A 21,749-nucleotide genomic window follows, 5' to 3' on the forward strand; every position below is an offset into this window, starting at 1 on the left:
GACAGGCTGCAGTAAAACGCATCAAAGGCAGACTGGCGAGCTGCGAAAAAAGGTTCTGGAAACAGGTGCTGAAACTAATGCTGCAACGCCGGGCTTCAAGGCAAAATTTTGCGTGATGCTATCCGTTTTCGGATAAAATGGCGCATTACTCAGCCGAAACGCTGCATGAAGGGCTGCACATGTGTATACTGTGCAGGAAGTAGACTCCGCTTTATTGGCATATCAAGAATAATCATGGCTCAAGGCACGCTTTATATTGTTTCCGCCCCTAGCGGCGCGGGTAAATCCAGCCTGATTCAGGCACTGTTAAAAACGCAACCGTTGTACGACACTCAGGTCTCTATTTCACATACCACTCGCGGTATGCGGCCCGGTGAAAATCATGGTGAGCACTATTATTTCGTCAACCATGACGAATTTCGTTCCATGATTAGTGACGATGCGTTTCTCGAACATGCGGAGGTTTTCGGTAATTATTACGGAACATCCCGCAAAGCCATTGAGCAGGTTCTGGCTACCGGTGTTGATGTTTTTCTTGATATTGACTGGCAGGGCGCGAAGCAGATCCGTCAGAAAATGCCGGCCTCGCGCAGCATCTTCGTATTGCCACCGTCAAAAGATGAGCTGGACCGCCGCCTGCGTGGGCGGGGACAGGACAGTGAAGAGGTGATTACCAAACGTATGGAGCAGGCCGTGGCCGAAATGAGCCACTATGCCGAATACGATTATTTAATTGTGAATGATGATTTCGATCTGGCTCTGTCCGATCTGAAAACAATCATTCGCGCCGAGCGTCTGCGCATGGGCCGTCAAAAAGCCCGCCACGATGCTTTAATTAGCAAACTATTGGCAGACTGAGGACAACTCAGTATGATGCCCAGTCATTTCTTCACCCGTGGAGTATCACACTTATGGCACGCGTAACCGTACAGGACGCAGTAGAAAAAATTGGTAACCGTTTTGACCTGGTTCTGGTGGCAGCACGTCGCGCACGTCAGATGCAGGTTGGTGGTAAAGATCCACTGGTTCCAGAAGAAAACGATAAATCTACCGTTATCGCACTGCGCGAAATCGAAGAGGGTCTGATCACTAATCAAATCCTTGACGTGCGCGATCGTCAGGAACAGCAAGAGCAGGAAGCCGCTGAAATTCAGGCTGTTACCGCTATCGCTGAAGGTCGTCGTTAATCGGATCTGAAGGCTCGCCTTGTATCTGTTTGAAAGCCTCAATCAACTGATTGAAAAATACTTGCCTGAGGAGCAGATAAAGCGCCTCAAGCAAGCTTATCTTGTCGCACGTGATGCTCACGAGGGACAGACACGCTCCAGCGGTGAACCCTATATTACTCACCCTGTCGCCGTTGCCTGCATCCTGGCAGAGATGAAGCTCGACCATGAAACGCTCATGGCTGCGCTGCTGCACGATGTTATCGAAGACACCCCCGCTACCTATCAGGATATGGAACAGCTTTTCGGCAAAAGCGTTGCTGAGCTGGTCGAAGGCGTATCCAAACTTGATAAGCTGAAATTCCGCGACAAGAAAGAAGCGCAGGCGGAGAACTTCCGCAAAATGATCATGGCGATGGTGCAGGATATCCGCGTCATTCTCATCAAGCTGGCCGACCGTACGCATAATATGCGCACGCTGGGTTCTTTACGTCCGGACAAACGCCGGCGTATCGCTCTTGAAACGCTGGAAATTTACAGCCCTCTGGCGCACCGTCTGGGTATTCACCATCTTAAAACCGAGCTGGAAGAGCTGGGCTTCGAAGCTCTGTATCCGAATCGCTATCGGGTGATCAAAGAAGTGGTGAAGGCCGCGCGCGGCAACCGTAAAGAGATGATTCAGAAGATCCTCTCCGAAATTGACGGTCGCCTGCAGGAAGCCGGTATACCCTGCCGCGTAAGCGGTCGCGAGAAGCACCTCTATTCCATCTATTGCAAAATGCACCTGAAAGAACAGCGCTTCCATTCGATTATGGATATCTACGCTTTTCGGGTCATTGTGCACGATATGGATACCTGTTACCGCGTTTTGGGCCAGATGCACAGTCTGTATAAGCCACGTCCGGGGCGGGTAAAAGACTACATCGCTATTCCCAAAGCTAACGGCTATCAATCGCTGCATACCTCCATGATCGGCCCGCACGGTGTGCCGGTGGAAGTACAGATCCGTACCGAAGATATGGATCAGATGGCAGAGATGGGGGTGGCGGCGCACTGGGCTTATAAAGAACAGGGCGAAAGCAGCACCACCGCACAAATTCGCGCCCAGCGCTGGCTGCAAAGCCTGCTGGAACTGCAGCAAAGTGCCGGTAGTTCATTTGAATTTATTGAAAGCGTAAAATCCGACCTGTTCCCGGACGAGATTTACGTCTTCACCCCGGAAGGCCGCATCGTTGAGCTTCCCGCCGGAGCAACGCCGGTCGATTTCGCCTATGCGGTGCACACGGATATCGGCCATGCCTGCGTCGGTGCTCGCGTCGATCGCCAGCCTTACCCGCTGTCGCAATCGCTGACCAGCGGACAGACGGTAGAAATTATTACCGCACCGGGCGCTCGTCCGAATGCGGCATGGCTGAACTTTGTCGTCAGCTCAAAAGCGCGCGCCAAAATTCGTCAGCTGCTGAAAAACCTGAAGCGCGATGATTCCGTCAGCCTGGGCCGACGTCTGCTTAACCATGCTCTTGGCGGCAGCCGCAAGCTGGCCGAAATACCTGAAGCCAATGTCCAGCACGAGCTTGAGCGTATGAAGCTCGCCACGCTTGACGATCTGCTGGCGGAAATCGGCCTCGGTAACGCAATGAGCGTGGTCGTAGCGAAAAATCTGCAGCACAGCGACGCTGCTCCGGCTGAAACGCCAGCGTCCTCACCTTCGCGCAGCAAGCTGCCGATTAAAGGTGCTGACGGCGTACTGATTACCTTCGCCAAATGCTGCCGTCCGATTCCTGGTGACCCAATCGTCGCCCACGTTAGCCCGGGTAAAGGATTAGTGGTACACCATGAATCCTGCCGAAATATCCGCGGTTATCAGAAAGAGCCTGAGAAATTCATGGCTGTTGAGTGGGACAAGGTTACCGAGCAGGAATTTGTTGCCGAAATCAAAGTGGATATGTTTAACCACCAGGGTGCACTGGCCAATCTGACTGCGGCAATTAACACCGCGGGCTCTAATATTCAGAGTCTGAATACCGAAGAAAAAGATGGCCGTGTATACAGCGCCTTTATCCGTTTGACGGCACGCGATCGTGTTCATCTGGCTAACATTATGCGTAAAATCCGCGTAATGCCGGATGTCATCAAGGTGCATCGTAACCGCAACTGAGGACAGGAGCGCCGATCCGCTCCTGTCGCCTTTCACCCGATCGTCGATTTATCGTACCGCGACGGAATTACTATTTTCAGGGAGTTATTCTTCGCATGAATGCACAACGTTATGCCCGTATCCGTGAGATGCTCGCCGCGCGCCAGCACGATCTGACGGTTTGTATGGAGCAGGTGCACAAGCCCCATAACGTTTCCGCGGTGATCCGAACTGCCGATGCCGTTGGCGTGCATGAAGTGCATGCCGTCTGGCCCGGTAGCCGCATGCGTACCATGGTGTCATCCGCAGCCGGTAGCAACAGTTGGGTGCAGGTAAAAACTCACCGAACCATTTCTGAAGCCGTGCAGCATCTCAAAAGCCAGGATATGCAAATTCTGGCCACCAATCTGTCGGATAAAGCCGTCGATTTTCGCGAAATTGACTATACCCGCCCTACCTGTATTTTGATGGGCCAGGAAAAAACCGGTATCACCCGGGAAGCACTGGAGCTTGCCGACCAGGATATCATCATCCCCATGATTGGTATGGTGCAGTCACTGAACGTCTCCGTAGCATCAGCATTGATCCTGTATGAAGCCCAGCGCCAGCGCCAGAATGCCGGTATGTACCAGCGTAAAGAAAGTACGCTGGCTTACGCCGAGCAGCAGCGACTGCTGTTTGAAGGCGGCTACCCTGTCCTGGCTCGCGTTGCCAAACAGAAAGGTTTGCCCTATCCGGTGATCAATGACCGTGGTGAAGTGGAAGCGGACCCGGAATGGTGGGCAACCATGCAGTCAAAGGCGACGAAATAATGCAGGGCCGCCTGCTGGATGCCATTCCGCTGAACACGCTCACCGGCGTGGGCGCCAGTCAGGCAGCAAAGCTGGCAAAAATTGGCCTGCTTACCGTACAGGATCTGCTACTGCATCTACCGATGCGTTATGAAGACCGTACCCAACTCTATACGATTAACGATCTGCTACCGGGCATCTTTGCCACCGTTGAAGGTGACGTGCTGCACTGCGACATCAGCTTTGGCCGTCGCCGCATGCTGACCTGCCAGATTAGCGATGGCACCGGCGTGCTGACGCTGCGTTTCTTCAACTTTAATGCCGGAATGAAAAACAGCCTCGCTGTCGGGCGACGCGTTACCGCCTATGGTGAAATCAAACGTGGTCAGCGCGGGGCGGAAATCATTCATCCTGAATATAAGATTCAGGGAGAACAAGGCGTCACCGGTCTACAGGAAACACTGACCCCGGTCTACTCCACTACCGAGGGAATCCGCCAGGCTACGCTGCGTAACCTGACCGACCAGGCGCTTGCCCTGCTGGACACTTGCGCCATTGCCGAACTACTGCCTCCCGAGCTAAGCCAGGGACTGATTGGACTGCCGGAAGCGCTACGCACGCTGCATCGCCCTCCACCGGATATCGCCCTGAGCGATCTCGACAGCGGCACACATCCCGCTCAGCGCCGGTTAATTATGGAAGAACTGCTGGCTCACAATCTCAGCATGCTGGCAGTCCGCGCCGGGGCCCAGCGCTATCACGCACTTGCCATGACGCCCCGCCACTCGCTGAGCGATAAATTACTGGCTGCACTTCCGTTCCGTCCTACCGGCGCTCAACAACGCGTTGGCCGTGAAATAGAAACTGACCTCGCAAAAGATTACCCAATGATGCGCCTCGTACAGGGCGACGTTGGTTCAGGTAAAACGCTGGTAGCCGCGCTGGCTGCACTTAATGTGATTGCCTGGGGCAGACAGGTGGCACTGATGGCCCCCACAGAGCTGCTGGCTGAACAGCACGCAAATAACTTCCGCCAGTGGTTTGCTCCATTAGGAATTGAAGTGGGTTGGCTGGCAGGAAAACAGAAAGGTAAGGCTCGCCTTGCCCAGCAGGAAGCGATTGCCAGCGGGCAGGTATCAATGATTGTCGGTACTCACGCCATATTTCAGGAGCAGGTGCAGTTTAACGGACTGGCACTGGTCATTATCGATGAACAGCATCGCTTTGGCGTTCATCAACGTCTGGCACTGTGGGAAAAAGGTGAAGAGCAGGGATTCCATCCGCACCAGCTGATCATGACCGCCACGCCCATTCCGCGGACCCTGGCGATGACCGCCTATGCCGATCTCGATACCTCCACCATCGACGAACTACCGCCGGGTCGAACACCCGTGACTACCGTAGCAATCCCGGATACGCGCCGTGCGGATATCATCGCCCGTGTTAAAAGTGCCTGTAGTACGGAAGGCCGTCAGGCGTACTGGGTATGTACGCTGATTGAAGAGTCGGAACTGCTGGAAGCCCAGGCGGCTGAAGCCACCTGGGAAGAGCTAAAGCTGGCACTGCCCGATTTGCAGGTTGGTCTGGTGCACGGCCGCATGAAGCCGGCGGAAAAACTGGCGGTGATGCAGGCATTTAAGGCCGGTGAAATCCAGCTGTTGATTGCCACCACCGTGATTGAAGTTGGGGTTGATGTTCCCAATGCCAGCCTGATGATTATTGAAAACCCGGAACGGCTGGGCCTGGCACAGCTCCATCAGCTGCGCGGGCGCGTCGGGCGTGGCGCTGTCGCCTCTCATTGCGTACTGCTGTATAAGGCACCGCTTAGCAAAACGGCGCAAAAACGGTTGCAGGTTCTGCGCGACAGCAATGACGGTTTTGTTATTGCCCAGTGCGATCTCGAAATACGCGGCCCTGGTGAGCTGCTGGGTACGCGTCAGACCGGCAATGCCGAGTTTAAGGTGGCCGATCTCCTGCGCGATGGCGCGATGATTCCGGAAGTTCAGCGCGTGGCTCGCCATATCCACCAGCACTATCCCCAGCAGGCACAGGCCTTAATTGAGCGCTGGCTTCCTGAAACCGAGCGCTACACCAACGCCTGAAATGCGCACCCTTATTCGCCGACTTCCGCGTCAACTTTCATCATCAGCAAACGTTTGCTTTTAAACGGCAGAAGATTAAAATCGCCACTTTATTACCGCTGGAACCCCAAACATGTCCGTTGATGCCCATGATGCCGCTGCCCGCCAACCTTCTTCGGTGAGCAAAAGTGAGTTGATTTATCGTCTTGAAGACCGCCCACCGCTCCCTCAGACCCTGTTTGCCGCGTGTCAGCACCTGCTGGCGATGTTCGTTGCGGTCATTACACCGGCAATGTTGATTTGCCAGGCTCTCGGCTTACCAGCCCAGGACACGCAGCACATCATCAGCATGTCCCTGTTTGCTTCCGGCGTGGCATCCATTCTGCAGATTAAAACCTGGGGACCGGTGGGTTCCGGGCTGCTTTCTATCCAGGGCACCAGTTTTAACTTTGTCTCTCCGCTGATTATGGGCGGGCTGGCGCTGAAAAACGGTGGTGCTGACGTCCCAACCATGATGGCCGCGCTGTTTGGCACATTGATGCTTGCTTCCTGTACCGAGATGGCCCTGTCCCGCGTTCTGCACCTGGCACGCCGGGTCATTACCCCGCTGGTTTCCGGCATTGTGGTGATGATCATCGGTCTGTCGCTGATTCAGGTTGGACTGACCTCTATCGGCGGCGGCTATGCGGCGATGAATGATCACACCTTCGGCGCACCAAAAAATCTGCTGCTGGCCGGAGCCGTTCTGGCGGTCATTATTCTGCTGAATCGCCAGCGTAATCCTTATCTGCGCGTTGCCTCGCTGGTTATTGCCATGGCCGTTGGCTATCTGCTGGCGTGGGCGCTGGGTATGCTGCCGGCAGACACAACGCCGACCAATACCTCCCTGGTGGCGATTCCGATGCCGTTCTATTACGGGCTGGGTATCGACTGGAACCTGTTAATTCCGCTGATGCTGGTATTTATGGTGACCTCTCTGGAAACTATTGGCGACATTACCGCGACTTCTGACGTTTCAGAACAGCCGGTCAGTGGCCCGCTGTATATGAAGCGACTCAAGGGCGGCGTGTTGGCGAACGGCCTTAACTCCTGCGTTTCCGCACTGTTTAATACCTTTCCAAACTCCTGCTTCGGACAGAATAACGGCGTGATCCAGCTGACCGGCGTTGCCAGCCGCTACGTAGGGTTTGTGGTGGCACTGATGCTGATTGTGCTGGGACTGTTCCCGGCGGTAAGTGGTTTTGTGCAGCATATTCCTGAACCGGTACTCGGCGGTGCAACAATTGTCATGTTTGGTACGATTGCCGCTTCCGGAGTGCGCATCGTGTCACGTGAGCCGTTAAACCGCCGCGCGATTATGATTATTGCCCTGTCGCTGGCGGTTGGGCTGGGCGTATCACAGCAGCCACTGATCCTGCAGTTCGCGCCAGACTGGCTGAAAACGCTGCTCTCTTCCGGCATCGCGGCAGGCGGGATCACTGCTATTGTTCTGAATCTGGTGTTCCCGCAGGAAAAATAATTCCGCAGCGGTCTTAGTCGTACGAATACAGGGCGGATAATTTCCGCCCTGCAAGTGCCTTCCCGGTTGAGAAACGGCGATAAATCAGGCATAACAAGCCATTACCGATTTTCCACGGGATGGTTGCAATGAAATTTCTCGGAAAAGTTTTGCTCACGCTGCTACTGGTGTTACTGCTGGTCATCGTTGCTCTTTATGTGCTGCTGCAAACCCAATGGGGTGCAGGATGGATTAGCCGCCAGATTAGCGATGACAGCGCCTATCAGCTCTCTATGAGTAAAATAGAGCATGACTTTTCTAATCCCAGCCATCTCCTGCTTGATAACGTTGCCTTTGGCCGGGATGGTCAGCCCGCTACGCTGGTCGCTAAACGCGTCAACCTCGGTCTGAGCCTCAAGCAATTCAGCAATCCACTTCATTTCTCCAGCATCCGGCTGAACCAGGGAACGCTCAATCTGAATAACGGCAATCCGCCGGTTTCTTTACAGGCCGACCGACTCCAGCTTAGTCAGATGGCGCTTAATCGCTCCCGGAATAACTGGTCATTACAGGCTCAGCGGGTGGATGGCGGTATTATTCCCTGGCAGCCAGAAGCGACTGAACGTCCAGACTATCAGGCCACCTTCCAGATCAGCGCCGGATCGCTGATGCTGAATGGCGTACCGGCGGCGAATGCGCTCATTGAAGGCAATGTGAAAGGACGGGAATGGACGATTAGCAACCTTGGTGCAGATGTCGCTCGGGGATCGGCGACGGCAAATGCCCGCCGTGATGCGGCCGGCAACTGGCAGGTTTCCAGCCTGCGCCTGAACAGCATCCGCCTGCAAAGTGATAAGACGCTGAGTGATTTTTTACAGCCTCTGCTCTCTATTCCTGAGGTTCGACTGGGCAGAGTGGATGTCACCGATGCACGCCTGGAAGGGCGCGACTGGGCGGTCACCGATCTGGATTTAGTGCTGAAAAATATCACGCTGAGCCACGGTGACTGGCAGAGTGATGGCGGATCGCTGGCGATGAACGCCAGTAGTGTTGTCAACGGGAGCCTGCAGCTGGACGATCCCATTGCAAATCTGGATTTTTCTCCGCAGGGTATTGAGCTTTCGCAGTTCAGCTCTCGCTGGGTTAACGGCCTGCTCCGCGCCCAGGGCAGCTGGAACCGCAGCGATAAAAAGCTGAGCCTGGATGAAGTGGTCATCGCGGGTCTGGAGTACACGCTCCCCTCAACCTGGCGTGAGCGCTGGATGCAAGCGCTACCGGGCTGGCTGGATAGCGTTGAAATTAAGAAATTCAGCGCTAATCGCAATCTGATCATCGATATCGATCCGACATTCCCTTTCCAGATGACGTCTTTGGAAGGCACCGGCAGCAATCTGCTGCTGGCGCACAACCACCAGTGGGGGATCTGGGCGGGAAATCTGAGCCTGAATGCGGCTGAAGCCACCTTCAATCGCGTTGACTTGCGTCACCCTTCACTCACCCTGGCCGCAGATGAAAATAGTATTAACTTCACTGAGATGAGCGCTTTTAGTGGTGACGGCATGCTGGAAGGTAATGCCAAAATAAGCCAACAACCTGACAGAAACACATCCTTTACGCTGAATGGTCGCCAGGTCGCATTTAACCTGTTGCAGAACTGGGGATGGTCACCGCTTCCGCAGAGCAAAGGCAATCTACAATTAAGCGGTCAGGCCCTGCTGCAACAGGATAAACCGTTAAAACCTACTGTTAACGCTACGCTTTCCGCCACCTCTGCTGATAATTCCGTGCAGCAGCGGATGGTGAACGGTGAAGTGCACAGTAATTAATAACGGTAGACGTTGAAACTATTGGAAATTGCCAGTTTGGACCATTGGGAAACAAACTGGCTAATCACCTGTTTTATATTAATTACTGCCCGGAACCCCCAGATTCCAGTGGTCCGTCGGGATCGGCAGGCAAAACAATGTATACGCCCTCAAATACCGCGCCGGATTCATCATCGCCGAACAGTTCAACTTCCAGCTGCACGCGCGCCTTGCGTCCACGGGCAAGACGATCCAGGTCACCGCTGAGCGAACCCAGATCGGCAATCGCACCGGGCCTGCCGCTGATAGGTTTGCTGTAGCGGATATGCGCGTCGGCCAGAATGATAGTCCCACCCAGGTGGCGCTCACGCAGCAGCAGCCAGATCAGCCCCCACCCGGTTAACGTAGCCAGGGAGAACAGGCTACCGGCGAACAGCGTATGGTGAGGGTTCTGGTTACCCGTTTCAGGCATGGTGGTGACAAATTTCTGCCCGGTATACTGCAGAATACGCACGCCCATTTTTTCGCTGAGGGGGATGTGTTCATACCATGCCTGCTGAAGCTGGCCACACCAGTCGGCACGGTGCAGAATATCATCCAGCGTCACCACCGGTTTTATCATCAGGAAATGGCGAACCGGCGTGGTTTGTGGCGCGGTGATCTCGCCCTGATTGAGATAGCCAAGCTTGGAGAAGAAGTCAACGGCATCCTCACGGGCGCTACACACCACTCGCTTGACGCCTTCCTGCCGGGCAACGGACTCCAGCGTCATCGCCACCAGCGTGCCAAGCCCTTTACCCTGTACCGAGGGATGTACGGCCAGAAAGCGAATTGCCGCTTCGTTATCAGCGTTAATGTACAGTCTGCCGACGGCTACGGGATTCCCCTGCTCATCGACCACCATTTGGTGATGCGCAAGGGCATCCCAGGCATCACGCTCAGATCCCATAGGCTGATGCAGTGGTTTACGCAGCATCTCCCAGCGGAACTGATAGTAGGTATCTAACTCTTCTGCGGTTTCTGGCACCCGGAGGTGATACATAAAGTGATTCTCTCTGTCTGAGCTCGCCAGGCTGTTCCTTTGCCGTTCGGCCAGCTGCGTCAAACCTGCAACCAGAAGGTTACCGGGCCATCATTAACCAGCGCCACTTTCATATCTGCAGCGAATTGCCCGGTTTCCGTCGTAATCCCCTGTTCGCGACAGCAGGAAGTGAAATACTCATAAAGTTTTTCAGCCTCTGCCGGTTCTGCGCCGCCGGAGAAACTGGGGCGCAGACCCTTTTGTGTATCGGCAGCCAGCGTAAACTGCGACACCACCAGCACGCTACCCTTTGCCTGCTGCACGTTCAGATTCATTTTGTCGTTCTCGTCACCGAAAATACGGTAACCAAGCACCTTACTGGCCAACTTACGCGCACTTTCAGGGCTATCCCCTTTTTCCACGCCGAGCAGGACAAGCAGTCCAGGCCCGATTTCCCCGATGGTTTCGCCTGCTACCGTCACGCTGGCAGCAAGCACCCGTTGAATTAAGGCAATCATAGTTCCTCGTTCTCTTTTTCTTGTTCTTCTTGTTTTAGCTGACGGTAATCACCCAGCGAAGCCGTGATTTCAGCCCCCAACAGTACGATACACCAGGTCCAGTAAACCCATAAAAATATAATGGGTATAACGGCCAGTACCCCATAAATTAACTGGTACGAGGGGAACATCGTAACATAGAGGGCGAAACACTTTTTCCCCAGCTCAAACAGTACCCCTGCAACCAGCGCACCGACAAGTGCATCACGCGCGGCAACCTCAGTGGTGGGGACGATGCTGTAAAGTAACCAGAATGAAAGGCAGGAGAGCAGCAGCGGGAAAATACGCAGCATCATGTCGATTGCCCAGGAAACGCCGCTGACCGTGGCCCAGTGCAGTGAAAGCAGGTAAGAACTGATTGCCAGGCTTGCCCCCACCAGCAGTGGCCCCAGAGTCAGGATCATCCAGTAGATGGCAAACGAGTAAATCAGCGGTCGCTTTTTTTTGCTCCGCCAAATCGTGTTGAGCGCAGAATCTATCGAATACATCAGTAGCAGTGCGGTGACGATCAGTCCACCCACGCCGACCGTGGTCATTTTATTGACGTTAGCCACGAACTGCTCAAGGTAGCTCTGGATAGTCGTTCCCGCCGCCGGGACAAAGTTGTTGAAAACAAAGTCCTTAATCTGCGTGCTGACCTCCGAAAACATCGGAAAAGCCGCGAACAGCGCAAACACCACGGCAACCAGCGGCACCAGAGACAGCAGCGACACATAGGCAAGATGGCCTGCCAGCATGGTCATGCCGTCTTCATCCGTCCGCCGCCACAGTAGTTTTACATACTGCCAGACAGCATGCAGGCGATGGCGAATATGGCTAAACAAACGCATGACTATTTACGGTCGGAGAAAAACGCCGGCACCACGCTGGCATCGGTCACATGGACGCTGTGGATACCTAACGCTCGTGCAGCCTCAATATTCTCAAGATTATCATCGAAGAAGATAGCGTCCTGCACGGAGGCTTCTTCTTCATTAAGCAGGCGTTGATAAATTTCAGGGTCAGGCTTACGCAGCCCCATTTCCTGCGACAGGTAAATTTTATCAGCGGCGTTTTTAACTTCAGGATATTCCGTTGGCCAGAATTCGCAGTGCAGCCGGTTGGTGTTAGACAAAATAACAACACGATCGCCCTGCTCCCGCAGTTTGTGCATGATGGCAATCACTTCCGGACGCACGCCTGCGAATACCGCCTGCCAGCCGGCAGCAAACTGCTCAAAACTCAGGGCGATATCCAACTGCTCACACATTTCTGCCGCGAACTGCTGGTCACTGATTTCACCACGTTCGTGCCGGAAAAATGATTCGTCCATACGGAAACGGCTTTGTAGCGTCGCCAGCGGTACGCGGCCGAGATCGCTCCAGGCACCTAAAACCCGTCTGAAATCAATATCTACAATGACATTACCGAGATCAAAGATATACAGCATAGCCCTCTCCTTTTGTTCCGCTGAGTTATTCACTCTAGCGGTAAAAACGGGGGCTGAACAGGTAACGGTGGGAAACTGTGGACAAAAAAAAGGCCGGATTGCTCCGGCCTTTGTTCACTGATTCGACGAGTTATTACTCTTTCGGTCCGCGGTTTGCGCGTTTACGATCGTTCTCAGTCAGGTGACGTTTACGGATACGTACGGACTGCGGAGTCACTTCTACCAGTTCGTCATCATCGATGAATTCCAGAGCCTGCTCCAGAGTCATTTTCTGTGGTGGAACCAGAGTGGTGGCTTCATCAGTACCGGAAGCACGCATGTTAGTCAGTTTTTTACCGGTCAGGCAGTTCACGGTCAGGTCGTTAGAACGTGAGTGAATACCGATGATCTGGCCTTCATACACTTCTGCACCGTGGCCCAGGAACAGCTTACCGCGATCCTGCAGACTGAACAGGGCGAATGCTACCGCTTTACCCTGGCCGTTAGAGATCAGTACGCCGTTCTGGCGCTGGCCCACATCGCCCGGACGAACGTCGTCGTAGTGGCTGAAGGTGGAGTACAGCAGGCCGGTACCGGAAGTCATAGTCATGAATTCGTTACGGAAACCGATCAGACCACGGCTTGGGATCTCGTAGTCAAGACGCACGCGGCCTTTACCATCCGGGTCCATGTTTTTCATGTCGCCTTTACGCTCACCCATCGCCTGCATCACGGAGCCCTGATGCTGCTCTTCGATGTCGAGGGTCACGTTTTCGAATGGCTCTTGCTTACGGCCTTCGAACTCACGGAAGATAACTTTCGGACGGGATACCGCCAGTTCGAAACCTTCACGACGCATGTTTTCGATCAGAACTGACAGGTGCAGCTCACCACGACCAGAAACACGGAACGCATCGGCGTCCGGGGTTTCTTCAACACGCAGTGCCACGTTATGCACCAGCTCTTTGTTCAGACGGTCGAGGATCTGACGTGAAGTCACATACTTACCTTCTTTACCGCAGAACGGAGAGGTGTTAACGCAGAAGAACATGGTTACGGTTGGTTCATCAACGCTCAGGGCCGGCAGCGCTTCCACGTTCTGCGGGTCGCAGATAGTGTCAGAGATGTTCAGCTCACCCAGACCGGTGATGGCGATGATGTCGCCCGCTTCCGCTTCTGATGCTTCGATACGCTCCAGGCCCATGTGGGTCAGAACTTTACCGACTTTAGCGTTGCGAGTTTTGCCTTCGCTGTCGATTACGGTGATCTGCTGGTTAGGGCGAACCTTACCGCGCTTGATACGACCGATACCGATTACGCCCAGGTAGTTGTTGTAGTCCAGCTGCGAGATCTGCATCTGCAGTGGCGCTTCCAGCTCAACCTGTGGTGGCGATACGCGATCAACGATTGCCTGATACAGCGGGGTCATGTCTTCCGCCATATCGTTGTGATCCAGACCCGCGATACCGTTCAATGCAGAAGCATAGATAATCGGGAAGTCCAGCTGCTCATCAGTGGCATCCAGGTTCACGAACAGGTCAAACACCTGATCGACAACCCAGTCTGGACGCGCACCAGGGCGGTCAACTTTGTTGATAACTACAATCGGCTTCAGACCATTAGCGAAGGCTTTTTTGGTCACGAAGCGGGTTTGCGGCATAGGGCCATCCATTGCATCCACAACCAGCAGCACCGAGTCAACCATTGACATCACACGCTCTACCTCACCGCCGAAGTCGGCGTGTCCTGGGGTATCTACGATGTTGATGCGATAGTCATTCCATTTAATGGCGGTGTTTTTTGCGAGGATGGTAATCCCACGCTCTTTCTCCAAATCGTTGGAGTCCATTACGCGTTCGGTTGCTTCGGTACGGGCATCGAAGGTCCCGGACTGCTGCAGCAACTTGTCAACCAGGGTAGTTTTACCATGGTCAACGTGGGCAATAATGGCGATGTTACGCAAATTTTCGATCACAGCTTTGCCTCAGGCATTAGAAATAGCGCGCTATTGTACACGGATTAATCGAAGGACTGAACAGGATCACATATTTCATAGAAATTTAACTGTTCGGATTGCATTTGATGCCATTTTCAGTGCAAAGATTGCACTGCATGGCAAAATTGCACCAAAATGGTGCCCAGCAATCATACAAAAGCACCAAAACAGTGCGCATTTTCCATCATGGTGCACTCCTCGTCTTTCGAGAGGGCGCATCATAGCGCTTTTTGCACTGAATAAAAAAGTTGGCATAGATTTCGCTTTAGTATCTGTAAGCGAAAAATGCCAGTTTCCACAACGGTTGATAGCTTGTCAGAGGACTTTAATTTTCGGAGTCAGCGCAGCCAAACGCAAAGCGCGCCCGTTAAGTTCTCTAACCACGACGACAATGACAAAATCCAGGAGAGTTAAGTATGTCCGCTGAACACGTTCTGTCGATGATGAACGAGCACGAAGTCAAATTTGTTGACCTGCGTTTTACCGACACTAAAGGTAAAGAGCAGCACGTGACTATTCCCGCTCATCAGGTAAACGCTGACTTCTTCGAAGAAGGCAAAATGTTTGACGGTTCCTCGATTGGTGGCTGGAAAGGCATCAACGAATCCGACATGGTGCTGATGCCAGACGCGACTACTGCGATGATCGATCCGTTCTTCGCCGACTCTACCCTGATCATCCGTTGTGACGTCCTTGAGCCAGGCACGCTGCAGGGCTACGACCGCGACCCGCGTTCCATCGCTAAGCGCGCTGAAGACTTCCTGCGTTCTTCCGGCATCGCGGATACCGTGCTGTTTGGACCAGAGCCAGAGTTCTTCCTGTTCGATGACATTCGTTTCGGCAGCAGCACTTCAGGTTCTCACGTTGCTATCGATGATATCGAAGCCTGCTGGAACACCGGTAAAGAATACGAAGGCGGCAACAAAGGCCACCGTCCGGGTCTGAAAGGCGGCTACTTCCCAGTGCCACCGGTCGACTCTTCACAGGACATCCGTTCTGCTATGTGTCTGACCATGGAGCAGATGGGCCTGGTTGTTGAAGCGCATCACCACGAAGTGGCAACTGCGGGTCAGAACGAAGTGGCTACCCGCTTCAACACCATGACCAAAAAAGCGGACGAAATTCAGATCTACAAATACGTTGTTCACAACGTGGCTCACGCTTATGGCAAAACAGCAACCTTTATGCCTAAGCCAATGTTTGGTGACAACGGCTCCGGCATGCACTGCCACATGTCTCTGTCTAAAGGCGGCACCAACCTGTTCGCCGGTGACAAATACGGCGGCCTGTCTGAAATGGCGCTGTTCTACATCGGTGGTGTTATCAAGCACGCTAAAGCGATCAACGCCCTGGCAAACCCAACCACCAACTCTTACAAGCGTCTGGTCCCAGGCTACGAAGCGCCAGTAATGCTGGCTTACTCTGCCCGTAACCGTTCAGCTTCAATCCGTATCCCAGTGGTTACCAGCCCGAAAGCACGCCGTATCGAAGCGCGCTTCCCGGACCCAGCGGCTAACCCATACCTGTGCTTCGCTGCACTGCTGATGGCTGGCCTGGACGGTATCATCAACAAGATCCACCCTGGCGATGCAATGGACAAAAACCTGTACGACCTGCCTCCGGAAGAAGAAGCTGAGATTCCAAAAGTTGCAGGTTCTCTGGACGAAGCACTGGCTGCACTGAACGAAGACCGTGAGTTCCTGACCCGCGGCGGCGTGTTCACCGAAGACACTATCGATGCCTACATCGCCCTGCGTCAGGAAGAAATGGACCGCGTTCGTATGACTCCGCACCCAGTCGAGTTCGAACTGTACTACAGCGTTTAATTAGTAGTAGCCCGGCGAATATCCTGTCGCTGAGAGGCGGCAACCAAGACCAAACCCGCATGGCATCGCCATGTGGGTGAGATTAAGGAACCCGCCAAGCTCCAGCACGATAAACGCCTGGGATTTTGTTGCCGTGGAAACTTTCAGCCCATCTTCGGATGGGCTTTTTTCTCCACAAATTCATCGTTTCACACGATGATTTCCGGGTTAAATGACTATAATGCACTAAATTGGTGCGCGCGAATGACTCAGGAGAACGCTTTATGGCAACTGGCGCTCTGCCCGATGCTGGGCAGATTCTCAATTCACTGATCAACAGCATTTTGTTAGTTGATAGCGAGCTGGTGATTCATTATGCCAACCCCGCAGCGCAGCAATTGCTGGCGCAAAGTTCCCGCAAGCTGTTCGGTACGCCGTTACCGGAACTGATTGGTTATTTTTCTCTCAATATTGAAGTGATGCTCGAGAACCTGGATGCAGGTCAGGGTTTCACTGACAGCGAAGTGACCCTGGTGGTCGACAGTCGCGCCCATATTATGTCGCTGACCGCACAGCGCCTGCCGGATGGTCTGATTCTGATGGAAATGGCGCCAATGGATAATCAGCGTCGTCTGAGCCAGGAGCAGCTGCAGCATGCGCAACAGGTCGCTGCCCGCGATCTGGTTCGCGGTCTGGCGCATGAGATTAAAAATCCGCTGGGAGGATTACGCGGTGCAGCACAGCTGCTGGCCAAAGCGCTCCCCGATCCGGGTTTAACCGAATACACCAAAGTGATCATTGAACAGGCAGACCGCCTGCGCAATCTGGTCGATCGCCTTTTGGGCCCTCAGCAGCCGGGAATGCACGTTACTCAAAGTATCCACCAGGTGGCTGAACGCGTGGTCAATCTGGTTTCTATGGAGCTGCCCGATAACGTTTCTCTGGTACGGGATTACGATCCCAGCCTGCCCGAGCTGCCACACGATCCCGACCAAATCGAACAAGTTCTGCTTAACGTCGTCCGTAACGCGCTACAGGCGCTGGGCGACCAGGGTGGAACCATTACGCTACGTACCCGTACGGCGTTTCAGCTCACGCTGCACGGTACACGCTATCGCCTGGTGGCGCGCATCGATATTGAAGATGACGGCCCGGGCATCCCGGCACAACTGCAGGATACGCTGTTTTACCCGATGGTCAGCGGCCGCGAAGGCGGCACCGGGCTGGGGCTGTCGATCGCCCGCAGCCTGATAGACCAGCATTCCGGGAAAATAGAGTTCAACAGTTGGCCAGGACACACTGAGTTCTCAGTTTATCTGCCTATTCGCCAGTGAGGTTTCTATGCAACGAGGGATAGTTTGGATCGTCGATGACGATAGCTCCATCCGCTGGGTGCTTGAACGCGCGCTCACTGGAGCCGGTTTAAGTTGTGTCACATTTGAAAGTGGCAATGAGGTGCTGGATGCACTCGCAACCAAAACCCCAGACGTTTTATTATCAGATATTCGCATGCCGGGCATGGACGGACTGGCACTGCTGAAACAGATTAAACAGCGTCATCCGATGCTGCCGGTGATTATCATGACCGCCCATTCCGATCTGGATGCCGCCGTTAGCGCATACCAGCAGGGTGCGTTTGATTATCTGCCTAAACCGTTTGATATCGACGAAGCGGTAGCGCTGGTTGAGCGTGCTATCAGCCACTATCAGGAACAGCAGCAGCCGCGCAATCAACCTGCCAGCGGGCCAACCACCGATATCATCGGTGAAGCGCCGGCCATGCAGGATGTCTTTCGCATTATCGGCCGCCTCTCCCGTTCCTCGATCAGCGTGCTGATCAACGGTGAGTCAGGTACCGGTAAAGAGTTAGTCGCGCACGCGCTGCACCGCCACAGCCCTCGGGCAAAGGCGCCGTTTATTGCGCTTAATATGGCCGCTATTCCTAAGGATTTGATTGAATCCGAGCTGTTCGGCCATGAAAAAGGGGCATTTACCGGCGCAAATCAAATTCGCCAGGGCCGCTTCGAGCAGGCGGACGGCGGTACGCTGTTCCTTGATGAAATTGGTGATATGCCGCTGGATGTCCAGACCCGGCTGCTGCGTGTACTGGCAGACGGACAGTTTTATCGCGTGGGTGGCTATGCCCCGGTGAAGGTGGACGTACGAATTATCGCGGCAACCCACCAGAATCTGGAAATGCGCGTGCAGGAAGGGAAATTCCGCGAGGATTTATTCCACCGCCTGAACGTTATTCGCGTGCATTTACCGCCGCTGCGTGAACGCCGCGAAGACATTCCGCGCCTGGCGCGCTATTTCCTGCAGGTCGCTGCACGGGAGCTGGGCGTGGAAGCGAAAATTCTGCATCCGGAAACGGAAACTGCGCTGACCCGCCTTCACTGGTCCGGTAACGTGCGCCAGCTGGAAAACACCTGCCGCTGGCTGACGGTGATGGCGGCCGGTCAGGAAGTGCTGATTCAGGATCTGCCACCGGAACTGTTTGAGACGTCGACACCGGACAGCCCGAGCCAGTCTCTGCCGGATAGCTGGGCCACGCTACTGGCACAGTGGGCCGACAGAGCGCTGCGTTCCGGTCATCAAAATTTGCTGTCCGAAGCACAGCCGGAAATGGAACGCACGCTGCTGACCACCGCACTGCGCCATACTCAGGGCCACAAGCAGGAAGCTGCTCGCCTGCTTGGCTGGGGACGCAATACGCTCACCCGCAAGCTGAAAGAACTGGGAATGGAATAACGTTTATTCTGGCCGGTTATACACTGGGCGAGCCGCTTGCGGCTCGCCTTTTTACTGGCTGAATTAAATCACTCGCGAAAATTGCTGCCTGCGGGCTTTCTGGCGCAGATAGCTGTCAAAGCACATACAGATATTCCTTACCAGCAATCGCCCCTTAGGCGTTATCTGAAGGCCCTTCTGGTGGCTATCCACCAGCCCGTCGGCAATCAGCGGCTGCAGCTGGTGCAGATCGTCCGCAAAATAGCGTTGGAAATCGATTCCCCACTGCGTTTCAACCGCTGCAAATGACAGCGAGAAATTGCACATCAGGCTCTTAATCACATCACGTCGGATACAGTCATCATCCGTGAGCTGTAACCCGCGCCAGAGCGCTGTTTTATCCTGCTCAATCGCGGCGTAATAATGCTTCAGCTCTTTTTGGTTCTGCGCATAGCTATCCCCGATCATGCTAATTGCCGAAACGCCCATACCTAACAGATCGCTGTCTCCCTGAGTGGTATATCCCTGGAAGTTGCGATGCAGCTTTCCGGCGCGCTGTGCGATAGCCAGTTCGTCATCATGGCGAGCGAAGTGGTCCATACCGATAAATTCATAGCCCTGAGCGGTCAGTGACGAAATCGTCTGCTGCAGAATATCCAGTTTCTGCTGCGCATCGGGTAAGTCTTCCTGGCGGATCTTGCGTTGAGCCGCAAACAGTTCTGGCAGATGAGCATAGTTAAATACGCTAAGGCGATCCGGATTAAGATCGGCTACCTTTTGCAGGGTAAATGCAAAGCTCTTTGCCGTCTGATGGGGAAGACCGTAGATCAGATCGATATTGGTGGAGGTAAAGCCCAGCTGACGCGCCCGGGCCATCAGGGCGAATATCATTGCCTCATCCTGTACCCGGTTAACGCTTTGCTGAACCTGCTTGTTAAAATCCTGCACGCCCATACTCAGACGGTTGAATCCCCCTTCACGCAGGTGATCCAGTACATCCAGTTCGATTTCGCGCGGATCGACCTCAATCGACATTTCCACATCAGCAGCAAATGTAAAATGCTGCCGCAGAGTACCCAGCAGCCTGCTGATTTGCGCCTTAGTCAGAAAAGTCGGCGTACCGCCGCCCCAGTGCATCTGGCTGACGATGCGCTGGCTGAACAACGGGGCGCGAGCCGCGATTTCCTGCACCAGCGCATCCAGGTAGGCATCGGCTTTGTGCTGCTGACGCGTCACCTGTTTGTTACAGCCGCAGAAATAGCAGAGCTGATGGCAAAACGGGATATGCAGATAGAGAGACAGTGGCCGATCGGGATAACGCGACGCCGCGCGTACAAAAGCGCTTTCATCGTAATCCTGGCTGAATTCCAGAGCCGTTGGATAAGAGGTGTAACGTGGACCGGAGATGTTGTACTTCTGAATTAACGGGAGATCCCATTCTGCTTTCTGTATCTGCATGCTCGCCTACCTTTTACGCTTTCGGGCAGACCGTCGCGGGACAGGGAGAGGCCGGCTGACGATCCTGCTACGCAGCCGTGCTTTCAGGCGCGATAACCGCTGTAGTTTAACGAACAACCACCCCAGCCAGCACAGCAGAATCAGCGCAATAATTGATCCAGGCCAAATCATCAGCAGAGAAACCGGTTATTACAGGCAGAGCAGAATTGCCCTGCCTCAATTTACGTCAATATCAGATGCAGAATGCCGGGCACGCACACCCTTCCTTTCCCTACAATGGAGAGCGAATCCCCCCGCAGGAGCAGAGATAAAAAATCAGTTCCCACCCTTCAGCAGGCGATACATATCTTCTTCCGCAGCGTCGTCTTCGACATCATCATCCAGTGCAATGCCCAGCTGTTCCATCAGTACGTCGATGCGATCCAGGGCCTGATCGAGCCATGCCTGATCTTCCGCGGACAGCGACTCACCGTTTTCCAGACGATCCAGTAATGCGTCCAGGCGTTCGTCATTTTCCAGCATCGCCAGTTCTTCCTGCGGCGTCAGGCGCGGTTTTTTCTCCGGCTGAACTTTAGGTGCTTTGGCGGGCTTAGCCGGTTTTGCAGCAACGGCATCTCCACCCAGTGCGATGGGCTTTTTGCTACCGATGCGCGGATCTTTAGTTTTGCTACTGCTGCTGGGTTTCTGGCTCTCTGCAACAGGATTAGATCGGCTGCCGGTTGCGTTGCCGCTACGTTTTTTATCACGTTTACGATCGCGCGCTTCCTGATTCAGTTCATCACGGGATTTACGCTTATTTTTTGCAGCAGGTTTTTGTCCCTGTGGCGTGCGTGCAGGTTGCTTCATGGTTTCTGCTCTCAGACGTTTATCTTCAGTATAGAATTGCGGCGGAATCTAGCAGAAAGCAGAGAAAGAAAAAAGGCGGCAGGTCACCCTGTCGCCTTTTTTCGCACCTTCCACAGAAGGGCTGACGGTGTCAGCATCCATTTTAGCAGCCAACGTCCCGGTTTTCCTTTGCAAAGTGCCCACGTCCCGGTGAGCTCCCATCCTGCTGTGCGATCCTTTCGCACTCTCCTTTCCCTGCTCTTCATCGTCCTGATGCTCAATGAGCGCTTCATCCTGAAGTGAAACTGCCTGTTTCTGATTACAAATGTAGACTAACTAATCCGACTATCAAGGCCGTGCTTTTAATTTTAGTTATTTTTTGGATGTGAAAAAAATAATCACATGAAATTAAAGAATATTTTAATGGGTGGAAGAAAAAAAAGCAGAGAGTGCCGCCACGTTTTATGGCAA

17 protein-coding genes are annotated in these 21,749 nt (G+C 53.9%); 10 read left to right on the forward strand and 7 right to left on the reverse strand.

Annotation, left to right across the window (positions count from 1 at the left end):
* Positions 1 to 234 precede the first annotated feature (234 nt).
* From gmk to IBT46_RS22695, 7 genes are all read left to right on the forward strand, one after another.
* Positions 235 to 858: a guanylate kinase gene (gene gmk, locus IBT46_RS22665; protein ID WP_200547502.1), complete on the forward strand. Its 624-nt coding sequence runs from the start codon at positions 235 to 237 to the stop codon at positions 856 to 858.
* Positions 859 to 911: 53 nt separating this feature from the next.
* Positions 912 to 1,187 carry a DNA-directed RNA polymerase subunit omega gene (gene rpoZ, locus IBT46_RS22670; protein WP_105594422.1) on the forward strand — a complete coding sequence of 92 codons (276 nt, stop codon included), beginning with the start codon at positions 912 to 914 and terminating at the stop codon, positions 1,185 to 1,187.
* A 19-nt stretch (positions 1,188 to 1,206) separates the two neighbouring features.
* Entirely contained in the window at positions 1,207 to 3,324 is a 2,118-nt protein-coding gene (gene spoT / locus IBT46_RS22675) for a bifunctional GTP diphosphokinase/guanosine-3',5'-bis pyrophosphate 3'-pyrophosphohydrolase (RefSeq protein WP_200547503.1), read from the forward strand.
* 95 nt (positions 3,325 to 3,419) lie between these two features.
* Complete coding sequence (gene trmH, locus IBT46_RS22680) at positions 3,420 to 4,115, forward strand: tRNA (guanosine(18)-2'-O)-methyltransferase TrmH (RefSeq protein ID WP_200547504.1); 696 nt, start codon at positions 3,420 to 3,422, stop codon at positions 4,113 to 4,115.
* Entirely contained in the window at positions 4,115 to 6,196 is a 2,082-nt protein-coding gene (gene recG / locus IBT46_RS22685; RefSeq protein WP_200547519.1) for an ATP-dependent DNA helicase RecG, read from the forward strand. Before trmH ends, recG begins: the two co-directional genes overlap by 1 nt.
* A 112-nt stretch (positions 6,197 to 6,308) precedes the next feature.
* Positions 6,309 to 7,694: an NCS2 family protein gene (locus IBT46_RS22690; protein ID WP_200547505.1), complete on the forward strand. Its 1,386-nt coding sequence runs from the start codon at positions 6,309 to 6,311 to the stop codon at positions 7,692 to 7,694.
* A gap of 128 nt (positions 7,695 to 7,822) precedes the next feature.
* Positions 7,823 to 9,499: an AsmA family protein gene (locus IBT46_RS22695; RefSeq protein WP_200547506.1), complete on the forward strand. Its 1,677-nt coding sequence runs from the start codon at positions 7,823 to 7,825 to the stop codon at positions 9,497 to 9,499.
* An 82-nt stretch (positions 9,500 to 9,581) separates the two neighbouring features.
* Here IBT46_RS22695 and fabY read toward each other — a convergent pair whose 3' ends face one another.
* From fabY to typA, 5 genes are all read right to left on the reverse strand, one after another.
* Entirely contained in the window at positions 9,582 to 10,520 is a 939-nt protein-coding gene (fabY, locus tag IBT46_RS22700; protein WP_105594410.1) for a fatty acid biosynthesis protein FabY, read from the reverse strand.
* Between the two features lie 59 nt (positions 10,521 to 10,579).
* The gene (gene dtd, locus IBT46_RS22705) at positions 10,580 to 11,017 is read right to left on the reverse strand and encodes a D-aminoacyl-tRNA deacylase (protein WP_200547507.1); all 438 of its coding nucleotides are present in this window, start codon (positions 11,015 to 11,017) and stop codon (positions 10,580 to 10,582) included.
* Positions 11,014 to 11,886, reverse strand: a complete 873-nt coding sequence (locus tag IBT46_RS22710; protein ID WP_200547508.1) for a virulence factor BrkB family protein — start codon at positions 11,884 to 11,886, stop codon at positions 11,014 to 11,016. Before IBT46_RS22710 ends, dtd begins: the two co-directional genes overlap by 4 nt.
* Positions 11,887 to 11,888: 2 nt before the next feature.
* A complete protein-coding gene (yihX, locus tag IBT46_RS22715) occupies positions 11,889 to 12,485 on the reverse strand; it encodes a glucose-1-phosphatase (protein WP_200547509.1) in 597 nt (198 codons plus the stop codon).
* A gap of 133 nt (positions 12,486 to 12,618) precedes the next feature.
* Positions 12,619 to 14,439 (reverse strand): ribosome-dependent GTPase TypA, encoded by a 1,821-nt coding sequence (gene typA, locus IBT46_RS22720; protein WP_200547510.1) that lies wholly within the window; start codon positions 14,437 to 14,439, stop codon positions 12,619 to 12,621.
* 437 nt (positions 14,440 to 14,876) lie between these two features.
* Between typA and glnA the strand changes: the two genes are divergently transcribed.
* The 3 genes from glnA to glnG all read left to right on the forward strand — a co-directional run bounded on the left by glnA (position 14,877) and on the right by glnG (position 19,016).
* Positions 14,877 to 16,286: a glutamate--ammonia ligase gene (gene glnA, locus IBT46_RS22725; protein ID WP_105594405.1), complete on the forward strand. Its 1,410-nt coding sequence runs from the start codon at positions 14,877 to 14,879 to the stop codon at positions 16,284 to 16,286.
* Positions 16,287 to 16,549: 263 nt separating this feature from the next.
* Positions 16,550 to 17,599 carry a nitrogen regulation protein NR(II) gene (gene glnL / locus IBT46_RS22730; RefSeq protein ID WP_105594404.1) on the forward strand — a complete coding sequence of 350 codons (1,050 nt, stop codon included), beginning with the start codon at positions 16,550 to 16,552 and terminating at the stop codon, positions 17,597 to 17,599.
* A 7-nt stretch (positions 17,600 to 17,606) separates the two neighbouring features.
* On the forward strand, positions 17,607 to 19,016 hold the full coding sequence (gene glnG, locus IBT46_RS22735; RefSeq protein WP_105594403.1) for a nitrogen regulation protein NR(I): 1,410 nt from the start codon (positions 17,607 to 17,609) through the stop codon (positions 19,014 to 19,016).
* Between the two features lie 63 nt (positions 19,017 to 19,079).
* Here the strand turns inward: glnG and hemN are convergent, their stop codons facing one another.
* Positions 19,080 to 20,453, reverse strand: a complete 1,374-nt coding sequence (hemN, locus tag IBT46_RS22740; RefSeq protein WP_200547511.1) for an oxygen-independent coproporphyrinogen III oxidase — start codon at positions 20,451 to 20,453, stop codon at positions 19,080 to 19,082.
* 315 nt (positions 20,454 to 20,768) lie between these two features.
* Positions 20,769 to 21,299, reverse strand: coding sequence for a Der GTPase-activating protein YihI (yihI, locus tag IBT46_RS22745; protein ID WP_105594401.1), 531 nt, complete (start codon positions 21,297 to 21,299; stop codon positions 20,769 to 20,771).
* Positions 21,300 to 21,749 lie beyond the last annotated feature (450 nt).

Source organism: Erwinia sp. S38 (assembly GCF_016624545.1).
Classification (GTDB): domain Bacteria; phylum Pseudomonadota; class Gammaproteobacteria; order Enterobacterales; family Enterobacteriaceae; genus Erwinia; species Erwinia coffeiphila.

Excerpts from the sequence above, each read along its gene's own strand:
- gmk (WP_200547502.1), top strand. The coding sequence starts at position 235 with ATGGCTCAAGGCACGCTTTATATTGTTTCCGCCCCTAGCGGCGCGGGT.
- rpoZ (WP_105594422.1), top strand. The coding sequence starts at position 912 with ATGGCACGCGTAACCGTACAGGACGCAGTAGAAAAAATTGGTAACCGT.
- trmH (WP_200547504.1), top strand. The coding sequence starts at position 3,420 with ATGAATGCACAACGTTATGCCCGTATCCGTGAGATGCTCGCCGCGCGC.
- recG (WP_200547519.1), top strand. The coding sequence starts at position 4,115 with ATGCAGGGCCGCCTGCTGGATGCCATTCCGCTGAACACGCTCACCGGC.
- IBT46_RS22690 (WP_200547505.1), top strand. The coding sequence starts at position 6,309 with ATGTCCGTTGATGCCCATGATGCCGCTGCCCGCCAACCTTCTTCGGTG.
- IBT46_RS22695 (WP_200547506.1), top strand. The coding sequence starts at position 7,823 with ATGAAATTTCTCGGAAAAGTTTTGCTCACGCTGCTACTGGTGTTACTG.
- fabY (WP_105594410.1), bottom strand. The coding sequence starts at position 10,520 with ATGTATCACCTCCGGGTGCCAGAAACCGCAGAAGAGTTAGATACCTAC.
- dtd (WP_200547507.1), bottom strand. The coding sequence starts at position 11,017 with ATGATTGCCTTAATTCAACGGGTGCTTGCTGCCAGCGTGACGGTAGCA.
- IBT46_RS22710 (WP_200547508.1), bottom strand. The coding sequence starts at position 11,886 with ATGCGTTTGTTTAGCCATATTCGCCATCGCCTGCATGCTGTCTGGCAG.
- yihX (WP_200547509.1), bottom strand. The coding sequence starts at position 12,485 with ATGCTGTATATCTTTGATCTCGGTAATGTCATTGTAGATATTGATTTC.
- glnA (WP_105594405.1), top strand. The coding sequence starts at position 14,877 with ATGTCCGCTGAACACGTTCTGTCGATGATGAACGAGCACGAAGTCAAA.
- glnL (WP_105594404.1), top strand. The coding sequence starts at position 16,550 with ATGGCAACTGGCGCTCTGCCCGATGCTGGGCAGATTCTCAATTCACTG.
- glnG (WP_105594403.1), top strand. The coding sequence starts at position 17,607 with ATGCAACGAGGGATAGTTTGGATCGTCGATGACGATAGCTCCATCCGC.
- hemN (WP_200547511.1), bottom strand. The coding sequence starts at position 20,453 with ATGCAGATACAGAAAGCAGAATGGGATCTCCCGTTAATTCAGAAGTAC.
- yihI (WP_105594401.1), bottom strand. The coding sequence starts at position 21,299 with ATGAAGCAACCTGCACGCACGCCACAGGGACAAAAACCTGCTGCAAAA.